At 28.4% G+C, this 14971-nt stretch carries 9 protein-coding genes; all 9 read right to left on the reverse strand.

Features of this window, described 5'->3' with window-relative positions:
• Positions 1-2727 (reverse strand): FMN-binding protein (locus HMPREF0078_RS07665; RefSeq protein ID WP_004839579.1); only part of this gene is annotated, 2727 nt, incomplete at its 3' end.
• Positions 2728-3623: 896 nt separating this feature from the next.
• The gene (locus HMPREF0078_RS07670) at positions 3624-4682 is read right to left on the reverse strand and encodes a ribonucleotide-diphosphate reductase subunit beta (RefSeq protein WP_004839581.1); all 1059 of its coding nucleotides are present in this window, start codon (positions 4680-4682) and stop codon (positions 3624-3626) included.
• Positions 4683-5234: 552 nt separating this feature from the next.
• A complete protein-coding gene (locus HMPREF0078_RS07675; protein ID WP_004839582.1) occupies positions 5235-7763 on the reverse strand; it encodes a ribonucleoside-diphosphate reductase subunit alpha in 2529 nt (842 codons plus the stop codon).
• A gap of 176 nt (positions 7764-7939) precedes the next feature.
• On the reverse strand, positions 7940-9544 hold the full coding sequence (locus HMPREF0078_RS07680) for an ATP-binding cassette domain-containing protein (protein ID WP_004839583.1): 1605 nt from the start codon (positions 9542-9544) through the stop codon (positions 7940-7942).
• Between the two features lie 248 nt (positions 9545-9792).
• A complete protein-coding gene (locus tag HMPREF0078_RS07685) occupies positions 9793-10287 on the reverse strand; it encodes an RDD family protein (RefSeq protein WP_004839584.1) in 495 nt (164 codons plus the stop codon).
• 8 nt (positions 10288-10295) lie between these two features.
• The gene (gene sppA / locus HMPREF0078_RS07690) at positions 10296-11297 is read right to left on the reverse strand and encodes a signal peptide peptidase SppA (protein WP_004839585.1); all 1002 of its coding nucleotides are present in this window, start codon (positions 11295-11297) and stop codon (positions 10296-10298) included.
• 332 nt (positions 11298-11629) lie between these two features.
• The gene (locus HMPREF0078_RS07695) at positions 11630-13069 is read right to left on the reverse strand and encodes a PTS transporter subunit EIIC (protein ID WP_004839586.1); all 1440 of its coding nucleotides are present in this window, start codon (positions 13067-13069) and stop codon (positions 11630-11632) included.
• Entirely contained in the window at positions 13066-13953 is an 888-nt protein-coding gene (gene murQ / locus HMPREF0078_RS07700; protein ID WP_232618473.1) for an N-acetylmuramic acid 6-phosphate etherase, read from the reverse strand. Before murQ ends, HMPREF0078_RS07695 begins: the two co-directional genes overlap by 4 nt.
• Positions 13919-14917: a MupG family TIM beta-alpha barrel fold protein gene (locus tag HMPREF0078_RS07705; RefSeq protein ID WP_004839588.1), complete on the reverse strand. Its 999-nt coding sequence runs from the start codon at positions 14915-14917 to the stop codon at positions 13919-13921. The genes murQ and HMPREF0078_RS07705 overlap by 35 nt, the downstream gene beginning before the upstream one ends.
• Between the last annotated feature and the right edge of the window lie 54 nt (positions 14918-14971).

The raw sequence follows: 14971 nt of genomic DNA on the forward strand, positions 1-14971 counted from the left end.
CTTTTCTTCTTTTTCTTTTTCTTCTACTAAATTTTTATCGGATTCTTCTCCTGATAATTGGAAGTTTACATATATTGTCTTTGGTGTATTTGGATTTTCTTCTTTGAGCAATGTATATTTTACTTGTCTATTTACTGGCAATTTATCGCCTGTGTACTCATAACGATTACCATTTTTTGATACTGCTCTAAGTTTTACTTTTTCAAATTCAAATGATGTTGGTGCATCGATAACTTGATGGTCGGAAATATTTCTTTTATCTACATAATCCATTTCAACTTTATCGACTTTGTACCACTTATTTCCATCTGCGCTGTATTCTAATCCGATTATATAATCTTTACTATATTTTCCGATTAAAATTCTAAAATCATCATAGGATAGTGATTTTTGGTGGATTACTTTTGCTTTTATAATTTTTTTGTTAGCATAATTTTTTAAGTCGCTTCCGTTTTCTATTATTTTTCCATTTTCGTCTGTAATGCTAATTCCATTTTCTTTGAAATCTTTCCATTCTACTTCTTTTTGACTTCCATCTTTTTTGATTAAGTTTACTTTCATTTCTGTAAAATCAACTCCATCGCCTTTGTTTACTTCTATGTTTTTATTTTTTGGAGCTGTTATTGTGATTTCTTTTACATCTGAATTTGTAATGTAATCATTTGATGATTTTTTTGTCGCCTCTCTCGCTGCTGATGATATTCCACTAGCACTAACTGTCGCACCTGTAACGCTATCAAATAATTCTTTTGACTTATATTTTTTGGACATATAAGCTTTAACTGTTCTTGAAATCAGCGTTAAATCTGATTCTGAATTATCATTTCTATATCCGTTAAGATTTTTTGCATATTCTGCACCAAAAAGTTCTAATGCTTTTGCTTTTGGGTTACTACTTTTTCTTATTGTTTCAAAATACTCTCTGTATAATCCCATTTTTGCAAGATTTAGTCTTGCTTCTTTTCCTTTGATAAAGGATAAAACTTTTTCTGCTTTTTGTCTAAATGGTCCCATATCATCGCCGTATTCTGAATTTTCTCCTACTCTTATTTCAGAAATTTCTCCATTTTCGACTTTTATATATGTTCTAATTTTTCTTGTATTAATATATCCAATGCCCCATCCTGTATATTCGCCGTCTTTTAATGGTTGATCGTTATAATATTTTTTAAGGGCGTCATCTATTTTTTCTTCGCTTGGTTTTTCTGGTTTCTTATCTTCTTCTGGTTTTTTATCTGGCTTTTTGTCAGGTTTTGATGGACTATTTTCAACTCCAGCTTTTGATACTGCATTATTTATAGCATCTATTATTCCTTTGCTTGAGAATGTTGCGCCTGATACTGTATCCACGTTTTTGCCAGGCTTACCAAGCATTTTTGAGATTACTCCTTTTGATTTGCTAAAATAAGGATCGTCTTCTTTGTGTGAAAGGATTTCTACTTTTGTTATTGAACCTTTTGCTATGGTTACTTTAACTTTTATTGGACCATTAAAGCCTTCTGCTACTCCTTCGTATACACCATCTTTGTATTGTTTGTAAATCTTATTATCTTTACTTGGTTTTTCTGGTTTTTTATTTGGTTTTTTTGCTTGATTTGTATTTGATGGTTTTTTATTTTTATTATCAACATTTTTGCTTCCACCTGCTTTTGATAGAGCATTTCTTACTGCATCAAGTATTCCTCTACTTGAATATGTTGCACCAGAAACTGTATCAACACTTTTGTCAGCTTTTCCTAAAATTTTTGATATAACTGCTCTTGCTCTACCAAAATATGGATTGTCATCGCTGTGTGAAAGTATTTCTACATTTGTTATTGAGCCTTTCGATATGGTTACTCTAACTCTTATTGGCCCATTAAATCCTTGACCTGAGCCTGTGTAAACTCCATCTTTAAGGTCTTTATTTCCAATTGCTACTGTCCCTTTAGCATTTGCTCTTTTATTATTGCTTGATGCTTTATTTACAGCTTGTACTTTTGCATTTTCCTTAGAGCCAGCTTTGTGAAGGGCATCAGCTACTGCCATTTTTATAGCATTTGATGATACTGTAGCTCCTGTTACTGAATCTACATTTACACTTCCACTACTTAAAATTTTATTTATTACAGCATAAGCTCTATTAAAATATTCTGGTGTTTCATTTTGTGAAACAACGTCAATTCCACTTATTTTTCCATTTTTTATGATTACTTTTACGGTTAAATTTCCACCATATCCATTTGCGCTACCAAAATATTCTCCATCTTTTAAACCTTCTACTGGTTTTTTATCTTCTTTTTTAGATTTTTCTTTTATTTTTTCTTTCGAACCAGCTTTTTGGAGAGCTTTTAAAACAGCATCTTTTATAGCATTTGATGATATGGTTGCTCCTGTAACAGAATCTACATCTACTTTTCCTGTTCTTAAAATTTCTTTTATTATCGCTGAAGCCTTTTTAAAATATTCCTCAGTTTCATTATGGGATAAAATCTTGATGTCTGTTAATTTTCCATTTTTTACAGTTATTCTAACAGTCAACAAACCACCATAACCTTCAGAACTTGCTTCGTATTGACCATCTTTTAAATCTGTTGCAAGACGAGCGCTATCGCTTACTATTTTGTCTTTTTTTTCAGCCGCAAGCTTATTTTTTTCTAAGACAAACATAGACGATTTTATCATAGCCATAGACGCTAATCCTACAATAATAAAGGTCAATACTTTCTTTAAAAATGTATTTTTCATCTTTCCTCTTTACAAAATATATTTAGGTTATTAAAGGTAACCTAAACCTTTTTGATTTTCATTTACATAAAAATCTTTAAAAATTATTGAGTTGTGGAGTATAAACTCCAAATTGCAAATAAATTAAATAATCTATTTTGCAAGGATGAATTTTTAGATATTTTTTAAAATTTTTAAATCAATTTTATTTTCTATCTAAAATATTCGGTTTATAAGTCTTGATATTGGTAAAAATAACTTTGCTTTTCTCATTTTTATAGTATTTTTTAAAATAACTAATTTTTATTTGATATTCTTAGTAAAGTTTTTCATAATATTTTTATCTAATCAAATAATTTGCCGAATAAATACAAATCTAAATCCTTATAAATTTTTATAATTAAAACCTTTATATGATTACTTTATTCGCTTTATAATCTAGCTATATTTTTTCAATATCAATTTTTATTTTTTCACTTTTCCCCCTTTCTAAAAATTTATAAATTCTTACAAGTTTTTTTATTTAAAAACCCGTTAGTTCTAATAGTGATAATCACTATCTGTTCCATTATACAAAATTGTAGAAAAAAACACAATATTTCAATTTATTTTTTTGTTAAATATAAAAATTTTTAAAAAAACTAAAAAACCAACAAAATCCAAGTCTTTAAAATATTTTTACTATAAATTAAATAAGGCTAAGTATAATATATTAAATTCATGTAAAAAAATTTCAAAGATTTCAAATCAAACACCACTTCCTTTAAATTAATTGAAACTTTGGATTATTTTTAAATATCTTCTATTTTTACAAAAAATTTTTATAAGGCAAAAGTCTAATTTTCTTAGATTTTTTGCAAATAAAAAACTGCTGTAAAATAGAAATATCTATTCTACAACAGTTTATAAAATTTATTTTATAAATCATCCTCAATAACTGAAGATTTAGAATAAGCAGAAACTTTTCCTTCAAAGAAATCTGTTTTTACTTGGTTTGGATCTGAATATTCGCTTACCCATTTCATTGATTGAGGTTCGTCTTCATACCCTTCATAAATTGTTCCAAGTCCAAGTCCTTTTGCTCTTAGATTTCCCAAATATTTTATATAATCTTCAATCATTTGTGAATTTAATCCTTGGATTTCATCTCCAATTGCATATTTTCCCCAGGCAATTTCTTGTTCTACTCCTTCTTTTAATAGTGATAAGTAGAATTCTTTTAATTCGTCAGTAAATAAGTCTGGTCTTTCTTCTTTCAAATCATTTATCATTGACCTAAATAGCCACAAGTGGGTGTTTTCATCCCTATTTATATATCTAATTTCTTGAACAGTTCCTGGCATTTTGCCATTTCTTCCAAGATTGTAGAAAAATGAAAAGCCTGAATAGAAATAAATTCCTTCTAGTATATAATTTGCAATCAAAACTCTCATCAAATTAAATTCGCTATCATCTTTGATAAATTCATTGTATTGGTCGCCGATAAATTTATTTCTTTTTAAAAGATGGTCATCTTCCTTCCACAAATACAAAATTCTTGTTCTCTCATCAGGAGAGCAAATTGTATCAAGTATATAGGAATAAGATTGGGAGTGGATTGCCTCTTGGTAGGTTTGAATAGCAAGGCAAAGATTTATCTCATTTGCTGTTATATAGGTTTGAAGATTTGGTAAATTTGCAGTTTGGATTGAATCAAGATAGGTCAAAAATGACAAAATCCTATCATAAGCTTTTTTTTCAGCCTTAGATAAATTTCTATAATCTTTTATATCTTGGTTTAAATTAATTTCTTCAGGAATCCAAAAATTGTTCATAGCTTGGCGATACCAATCACTTGTCCATGTATATTTTACATTGTTAAAATCATTAAGATTGGTTGTATTTCCATTTATTATTCTTCTTTTAGAAAGGTCAATATCACCTTCTTCATTAAAAATTCCTCTTTTAGAAACTTCTTCCTTATATTTTTTTTCCATGTTTTTGCCTCCTATCTTATGGGAAATAATTATTTATAAACTAATATTTTTAATTTTATACCCCATTTTCGAAATCGAACTTATATTTTTACTTTTAAATAATTATAAAATATTTAAAAACTATTAAAATTTTTTTCTTTGCTAAATATTTTATTTAAATTAATACAATACTTCGTTAAGTTAGGGCGGAGGAAATGGGGGAGTTTCGAATTCTCCCCCTTTTTTCCACGCTAACTTAATTTTAAAATTTAACAAAATCTTAAATTAAAATTTAATTTTAAAATAAAACTACGAATAAACGCCGCGGTATAATTATTGAAATTGTACCACTGGAACAATTTCAATAATTATATCCCCTAAAACCCCACTTTCCCCCCTGCAACCGACCGCTGCGCGGGCTAAATTTGTAAGAAGCTTCGCTTCTTTCGGTATTTGCCTGTGGGAGATAAATCCTAAAGCAAAGAATATGATACGGAAAAATTTAATTTGATTTCAAATTGAAAAAACTCCCCAAATCCGAAGTGATTAATTTATATTAGTTTTTTAATAAATTTATGACGCACATGAATCACAATCTTCTACTTCAAGTGATTTTCCTCTTACATAATATAGGGATTTTACTCCTGCTTCCCATGCTGTTAGGTAGATGTTTAAAATTTGTCTCATTGTGTATTCTGTTGTTATATAAACATTTACTGATTGGGCTTGGTCAATGTGTCTTTGTCTTACTCCACAAGCTCTCATTGAAATATTTTGGTCAATATTATAGGCATTTTCGTATAGCCAGAAGGTTTTTGTATTTAGTCCTGGAGCAACTCTTGGTACTATTGCTCCCTTTTTTTCTTCTAGGAAATATTTGTTCATTATTGGGTCAACTCCTGCTGATGTTCCTGAAATTATTGAGGTTGATCCTGTTGGAGCTACTGCCAATAAATATCCATTTCTAAGTCCATTTTCGTGAACGTCTTTCTTTAAATTTTCCCATCTTTCGCTTTCATATCCTCTTTGTTTGAAATAATCTCCATTATCCCAATCACTTCCATCAAAACAAGAATATGATCCCTTTTCTTTTGCAATTTCATTTGATGCTTTGATTGCAAAATAGTTTATATCTTCATAGACCTTGTCTACAAAATCAAGATGGGCATCTTCTTCTGACCATTTTATATCATTTTTTACCAACATGTGATGGTAACCGCTTGTTCCAAGTCCTATTGCCCTGTATTTTTTGTTGGTTACTTTAGCATAAGGAGTTGGATAATAATTTAAATCTATTACATTATCCAAAGCTCTTACTATTGTAGAAACAACTTCTTCTAATTCTTCTTTGTCATTTACATCAATATTTCCAAGAGTTAGGCTTGCTAGATTACATTCTACAAAATCTCCAGGTTTGGTTGTATTTACAATTACTGTTTCTCCATCAACAGTTTTAATCTCTTCGCTGACTGTCTCTGATGGGCTCATATTTTGGGCAATTTCTGTACAAAGATTTGAGGAATAGATAATTCCCTTGTGTTTGTTTGGATTTGCCCTGTTTACTGCATCTCTATTAAAAACAAAAGGTGTTCCTGTTTCTGTCCATGATTTTATCAAAAGCCTAATCAAATCTTTTATGGCAATTACTCTTTTTGAAATTTCCTTGTCATTTACAAGCTTATAATAAAATTCTTCAAATTCTTCCCCGTAGGTATCTTCGATTGATTTGCCATATTTTACAAAAACTTCGTGAGGATCAAACATATACCAATCTCCACCAATATTATCCCTACATTCTTTCCAGAAAAGATCTGGCACACAAACTGCTGGGAAAATATCGTGGGCCTTCATCCTATCATCGCCATTATTTGTTCTTAGGGATAAAAATTCTGGTATATCCTTATGCCAAATATCCAAATAACAAGCAACTGCACCTTGTCTTACTCCAAGTTGGTCAACGGCAACTGCAGTGTCATTTGCAAGTTTTATCCATCTTATAACTCCACCTGCCACATTTCTAATTCCTCTAATATCAGAACCTTGGGCCCTAACTTTTCCAAAATAAAGTCCCATTCCACCACCGTGTTTTGAAACTTGGGCAAAGTTTGTGATTGAACGGTAGATTCCTTTTAAGGTATCTGGAACTGTGTCTATAAAACATGAAGAAAGTTGGTTAAAGGGCTTTCTTGCATTGGTCATTGTTGGAGTTGCCATAGTTGCCTTTAATTGTGATAAAATATCATATAATTTTTTGGCAAAAGAAACTTGATCTTTTTCGCCAATGGCAAGGTGCATAGAAATTCCCATAAACATTTCTTGGACACTTTCAATATATTCTCCCTCAAAGGTTTTAATTAAATATCTTTTTGCAACTAAATCAAGGCCTGAATAAGTAAATAATTTATTCCTATCTTCTTTTAAATATGCTCCCAATTCTTCCAAATCCTTATTGGTATAAGATTCTAAAATATATGATCCATAAAGACCAGCTGAAGTTAGGTATTGAACTTTTGACCTAAAATCAACAATTCCATATTTTTCTTCGCTAAGGCTAATTTTTAAATTAATCAAATGAATCATAAACCTTGCAGCAATAAATTCCCAATCAGGAGCTTCCTTGCTTGTAAGCTCACTTGCAGCCTTGATAAGGGCGTTTAGCAAGGCTTCCTTGGTCATATTTTTTTTGGTAAAGGATTCAAATTTTAAATACAAAGACTCGATTGGATATCTTTGATTGTCATACTCATCATTAATATCTTTGATTATAGAAAGAGTATATTCATCATCAATAAAAGCTTCAAAATCGGTTAGAACTTTCCTGTCCATATTGTGTTTTGCCCTATAAAGAATATAGGATTTAACTTCCTTATAGTAATTATTTTCAATAAGTTCAAGCTCAACCAAATCTTGAATTTCTTCAACAGTAACTACATGGTCTTTTGGGTATCTTTCCTTGATTGTTTTTTCTATATTAAGAGAAATTCTATCCAAATTTTCATCGCTAATAACAGAATCAACAGACCTAAAAGATTTAAAGATTGCACGATTAATCTTTTCCCTTTCAAAGTCAACAACTTGACCATCTCTTTTTTTAACTTCCATATCCACCCCTAAATATTGTTATTTTTATATTTAATCCACTATATATAGTGGTAATTCCGAAATTTCTACCTAACAATCATATCACAAGATAGGAATTTTAAAAAGTATAAATCACTTATAATTTTTTAAAAAACAATCCCTATAGATTTAATATAAAATCTTATAGGGATTATTTTTTAAAATTGATATATTTTTTTATTTTTTATTTTTAATTTTCTATTAAATGAATTTAACAAATTAGGATTTGTTGAATGGCTTACGCAAATAATTATTTTATTTTCTATCTCTTTAATTATTTGAGCTACTAAATTTTCATTATATATATCAAGACCTGATGTTACTTCATCAATAATAATCATAGACTTATCTGAATAAATAGCTCTAGCAAGATCTATCCTCTTTTTTTCTCCTCCCGAAAGAGTTGTTTTATCTATTTTGTAATTGAGATTTCTGTTTTTTATTAAATAATTTAGACCTACCATATCTAAAATTTTTAAACACCTATCATAATTTTTGTCCTCATCAAACAAAGTTATATTATCTATTATTGATCCAGTAAAAATAATTGTATCTTGAGGGATGAAATATATATTTTCATAATAAGATTTTTTATTCAATTGAGATAGGGCATATCCATTTATAAATATTTTCTTATTCTCATTTGCGAACATTCCTAAAATCAAATTGAGAAAACTAGATTTTCCACTTCCACTATCTCCTAATATAAGATATTTATTACCAGATTTAATTTCCAAATTTATATTTTTTATTATGCAATTATTCGCAAATTTCAGATCAATATTATCAATTATTAACTTGTCAATTTTTCCTATCTCTATAGTTGCTTTATCTATATTAGTTTCTTCTAAATATTCTAAATATTTATCAAAAATTTTTTTAGATGAAATAATTCCACTATATGAATCTGCAATTGACTGAATAGGACCTGCTATTGTTATCATAAGTGTTGTCATAGCAATTAGCGATGGTAAATCTATCAAATTTTTATATACAAAAAATCCTCCGATTATCCAAGTTCCTGAATATAATATATTTCCCAAACCATAACTTATGGCAAATGTTTTTGCCAATGATGATTCAAAAATAATAGATTTATCTTTCAAAATATCTGCTAATTCGCCTAGTTTATTATTAAAATATGAGCCTAGCTTTGATATTTTTATAAATAAAATATTTTCTGAAAATTCATCAAAATTTTCAAGATAAGCACTCTTAGAATCAAGTTCTTCTTCTTTTTTATTGGATAAAATTTTTCTAGAAATAAAAGGTGATAAAAATGGTATAAATGAGAATAATAGCATTATAAAAGTTAAAGTTCCTTGTATATAAATAGCTGATAAAAGAGATATAAAAAACATAAATATATACAATAATGAAGATAAAATGCCATTAAAATAATTATTTATAGCTTCAAGATCATTAATCATCTTGTTTTTTAAATCTTTTTTGTAATCCAAATTAAGATATGATATATCTTCCCTATCAATTTTTATAATCAAATCCTCCCTAAGTTTTTTAATTATATTATTAATAATTTTAGATTTAAATTTTCTAGGAAAATAATCAAACATAGCTTCAATAGTTAAATATGGAATTGCTATAAAACCCAAAAAAATAAGCTTTTTAAATTCCTTAGATACAGCAAAAAAAGTTAATTTTTGATACAAAAAAGCAGTACCCGCACTTAAAATTGCCGCAAAAAAACAAATAATAATATAAATAATTAAATTTTTTTTATTTTCTAATAAATATTTTCTCATAATATCACATATCTAAAAAGAATTTAGAATTACCCTTTCTAATCTTCTTAACATATTCTTTAATATAGTAATTAAAATCATAAGCATTGTTTGTACTACATTTGTAATTATTACAATATATTAATCCTCTACAAAAACCATAATCATTACAGTTTTTGAATCTAAAATGTTCTTTTGAATTCTTATTAATGTTAAAAATTTCGAAAAAATATGGTTTAAAATAGACTAAGCTATTTTAAACCATATTTTTAATTTTCAAAAAGATAATCTACCACATCATCTTTTATAACAACCGTATCAACCAACATATCTGCCAAAGATTGTTTGTTTGGGCTAAATCCTATAATTAGGTACAAAATTTTTATAAAATTTTGAATATATCTTGCGAAAACTTCTCTTACCAAACAATCAAAAAAACTAAGTTTTTCATCATTTAAAGAAATAACCCTAATTCCCATCGCCATTTTTCCTAAAGTTTGGCCCTTGTTCAAATAAGTTAAGATGAAAAAATATAACAAACAAATTCCTGTTTCAATCAACGGATTTATTTCTATATTCATAATTGTTAAATCCGTTTTTATTTGAAAAATTTTCATAATAATATTTGAAAAAGAATAGGCAACTATAGAGTCTATTGTAAAAGCCACAAGTCTTAGGAAAAAACCAGCATAGGCAAATTGAGGTATGGAGATTGTCTTTTGTACATTCAAAGAGTTGTTTTCAATTGTTTCCATATTTTCCATAATTTCACCTATTTCCCATAATAATACATTGGTAGTGGAGATTCTTTTTCCATTAATTCTTTCAAAACTGAAAGATCAGATGAAGAATTTTTTTCTACTAAATTTTGTGCTTTTGAAAATAATTTTTTTAATGAATAATCACTTCCTTCATATTCAAAAACTTCTGGATTATTTAATTTATAATCTTTTTTCATATCTTCAATTGCATCATCAAGATTTCCAATTTTATCTACAAGACCATTGTTTTTAGCTTGAGCTCCATCATAAACTCTGCCGTCTGCAAGTTTTCTAACTTCATCTTCTTTCATAGATCTACCTTGAGATACAACTTTTATAAACCTATCAAATGACGAATTTATAAGGTCTTGGAAATATTTTTTTTGCTCATCGGTCATATCTTTTCCAAGAGAGCCTGCATCTTTCATCTTGCCTGTTGTAATATTTTGTTCTTTAATTCCATATTTTTCAAACAAACCTTGGAAAGATCTTGATGACATAATTACACCAATAGAACCAGTTAAGGTTTCATTTGAAGCGTAAATTTTATCAGTTGGTGCAGAAATATAATATCCACCACTTGCAGCCATTGTCTTCATAACTGTAAATACAGGGATTTTTTTGTCAGTTTGAATTTCTTTTATTTTGTTTGCAATTTGTTCAGAATTATAAACAGCTCCACCTGGAGAATTTACTTGCATAATTACACCCTTAACAGAATCATCCTTGTTTATATCCTCAAGTTGTTCCATAAAAGAATCATAAACTTCTCCATCTCCAATTGCTCCCTCATAGGAAATAAGAGCAATTTTATTTTTCTTATCCCCATCTTCTACAATATTTTTATTTGCAGTAGCTGAAAAAGGATTAAACTGATTTAAATATTCATTTTTTAATTTATCAGCTTGTTTTTCAGATATTTTATCGCTCCTATTTGATACAATAGAAGACGCTACTAACAAAAGTAGAGCAATAGCCACAGCTATCCATCTTTTGCCATTGTTTTTTTTCATATTAACTCCTTTAATTTTATATTTTATAATAACACTATATTATTCTAAATTTAAAGAATCAAGGATAAGAAAATAAGTTTTGATTTTTTTTAACAATTGAGTACAATGAAAAGGCAAGACAATTATCGTTGACACTAAGAGAAATTGTTTTTGTATAGTCTCTTAATTGAGACTATTTACATAAAGGATTTTTACCAAAAATCAAAAGGTAAAAGTCCATTTTTTTGTATGTTTTTAAAAACTTATTAATTTTTTATTTAAAATAATTTTTATTTCAAAGAAATTTTTGCAAAAAAAATCCTGCCCTAAGGCAAGATTATTTTTTTATTTAATTAAAATTTAAAGTCTATACTATCTACTATGTCTTCCCCGTCTATATATTTTTTATCTATTCCAAATAAATATGTTAGTATAAATCCTCCAACATATCCACCTAGAAGTCCAAATATATATCCTAGGGCTTTTCCATTATAAATTAGTGGAATTAGTGCAAGTCCACTTGGTCCTACAGCTGTTGCTCCGATTGATCCTATTGCACCAATTATTGCTCCACCTACTCCTCCACCAAGACAAGCTGTTATAAATGCTTTTCCCATTGGTAGAGTTAAGGCATAAATTAATGGTTCTCCAATTCCTAAAATTCCAACTGGCAATCCACCTTTTGCTATTTCTGTTAATCTTTTATTTTTTCTACATTTTACAAGTATTGCTATTGCAGCTCCAACTTGTCCTGCTCCTGCCATGGCAAGAATTGGCAATAAATATGTTGCGCCTTGTTGTTCAATCATTGCAATGTGGATTGGTGTTAAAATTTGATGTAGTCCTAGCATTACCATTGGTAAAAATACTGCACCAAGAATAAATCCAGCAACCGCTCCGCCTAATTCTATTACAGAGTTAATTATTCCTATAAGTCCATTTGATATTAATCCTGCTATTGGCATTATTATAAATATTGTCAAAATTCCTGTAACTAATAAGGATATTGTTGGAACAATAATTATATCTAGTGAATCTGGAATTATATTGTGAAGGGCATTTTCAATTTTTACAAGTATAAATACTGCAAGAATTACTCCAATTACTCCACCTTGTCCTGGTAGTAGGGCTGAATCTAAAAACATATTTTTTAATGGCTCTTCTGGATTCATTGCTGAAAGATATACCATTCCTCCAATTACTCCACCCAAGCCTTCGTTTCCTTTAAAGACTCTTGCTGCATTTATTCCTATAAATATATTCAAATATCCATAAAGTCCGGTTTTTATTATATTTAAAACTTGAAGTACTGCTCCAAAATTTTCTTGTGAAAGTGAACCTGCTGTTATCATATTTTGCATAACAGAGGCAATACCACCTATTAGTCCTGCTCCTACAAAAGCTGGTATTAATGGAACGAAAATTGATGCTATTGTTGCAGAAAATGATTTGAATTTTGATTTATTTTGTTTTTCTTTTACTTTTGCTTTATTTTCTCTAGTTCTTTTTTCTATATCGCTTTTTATTTCTTCAGAAAATTTTGCATTTGCCATATTTGACATTTCTTTTGCTATTTTTTCACTTTTGCCAGGGCCAGTTACTATTTGAATTTGTTCGCCTTTTAAAACTCCCAAAACTCCATCAATTTTTTCAATTTCTTTGAAATTTACCTTGCTTTCATCTACAACTTTTACCCTTACTCTTGTCATACAATTTATAACTTCTGTTATATTATCTTTTCCACCAAAATTTTCTATAAGGTCTGTGGCGATTTTTTTGTTATCTTGTTTCATTGTATTCCCTTTCTTAAAAATCCTTCGTTTTCTTCCAACAATTCAAGCGCTTCTTTTTTGCTAATTGATTTTTTTTCCATTAAAATTGCACATTTTACCCTGCCATCTGCATCATCTAGTAATTTTTCTGCATGATTTTTATCGATATTGCAAATATCTTCAATCATTTTCAAAGCCCTATTTTTTAATTTCTCATTTGATACCCTAAGATCAACCATAAGATTATCGTAAACTTTTCCAATTCTTACCATTGAAGTTGTTGAAATCATATTCAAAACCATTTTTGTTGCAGTCCCTGCTTTCATTCTAGTAGAACCTGTCAAAACTTCGCTTCCTGTGTCTATTTCTATTGGATACTCTGCAAATTTTGAAATTTCAGAACCTATGTTGCAAGTTATCGAACCTGTTTTTGCTCCAAGTTTTTTTGCATATTTTAATGCCCCAATAACATAAGGTGTTCTTCCACTGCTTGCTATTCCTACAAGCAAATCATCTTTTGTAAATCCATGGTCTATCAAATCTTTTTTTGCCAAATTTTCATCATCTTCTGCGTTTTCAATTGGATTTCTTAGTGCCTTATCTCCTCCTGCAATAATTCCTTTTATCATATTTTTATCTACGGAAAAAGTTGGAAATGCTTCAGATGCATCCAAAACTCCAAGTCTTCCGCTAGTTCCTGCGCCAATATAATATAAATGACCGCCCTTTTTAAATACATCTACAATAGCATCTGTTAATTTTTCAATATCTGGGATTTTTTCGCCAACTTTTTTAGCTATTGTCATATCTTCATTATTAATTATTTTTAAAATTTCTAGAGTTGACTTGGTGTCCAAACCCTTGCTCTTGTTATTTCTTGATTCTGTTGATGACAAGTCTATCACTTCCTCCTATCAAATCTAATATTCCAAGATGAGACTTATCTACATGTCCAATAATATTTCTCATCTTATCTTCTCCTATATCTTTTCTAATTATTTCAAGCTCTCCAGAATATCTTTTGGCATTTTTATTTAAAATTACTAAATCTCCCTTTTTTATTTTTCTATTATCGATTTTTTCAATCAATTTATAGGACCTTTTATTTCTTATCAAATAATCGCTTATATCCTCTCTAACTTCAATTTTTTTCAAATCTTTATAATCATCTTCCAAAAAAACATCTAAATTTATTAGCTTATTTTTCTCATAATCTTCTATATATTTTTTATTTTTTTGTGAGATTCCTTCAGATAACAAGAGATTTTTTATTTTATACTTTCTTCTAAGTTTCAAATAAGAATAATAAGGATTTTCCCACCTATCTTCTTCCAAAGTTGGAAGACTTTCAAACATTGGTCCCCTAAAATTATTATCTCCTTGAAAAAAAGCAAAAATATCAATGCCGAATGCTTTTAACATTTGATTTTTTTTAATAAATTCATCACTTCCAAGTCCTGAATAAGCAAGAGGATAATAATTATGCCAAGCACTAATATTTGAAAAATTCGAATTTTTTTCTTTCAAATCCATTAGATTATTATAATCTATGGTCGATGCATTTATAGCCAATTTATTTTTTTTAGATAATTTTGCTATAAGTTCATTATTAAATCCAAAATCTAGCCTTATTATTATGTTTAAACCTAAAAGTTTAGGAAATTTTTTTAAAACTTCTCCATTTAAATCTACACAAACTTTCGTTTTTGAATTTTTTAATATATCTAAAAGCCACAATAATTTATCCATATTCTCATCTTCCAGAGGATAGTGCATAGATGTAAATAAAAAATCATAATTTTTAAATTCTTCTAGCTTTTTTATAATTTCATCTTTATTTTGATTAAGATACAAACTAAAACCTAACATAAATACTTCCTTTTTCTCCTAGAAAAGCTTTTCACATTTACATTATAAAACACT

Source organism: Anaerococcus vaginalis ATCC 51170 (genome assembly GCF_000163295.1).
GTDB classification, from domain to species: Bacteria; Bacillota; Clostridia; order Tissierellales; family Peptoniphilaceae; genus Anaerococcus; species Anaerococcus vaginalis.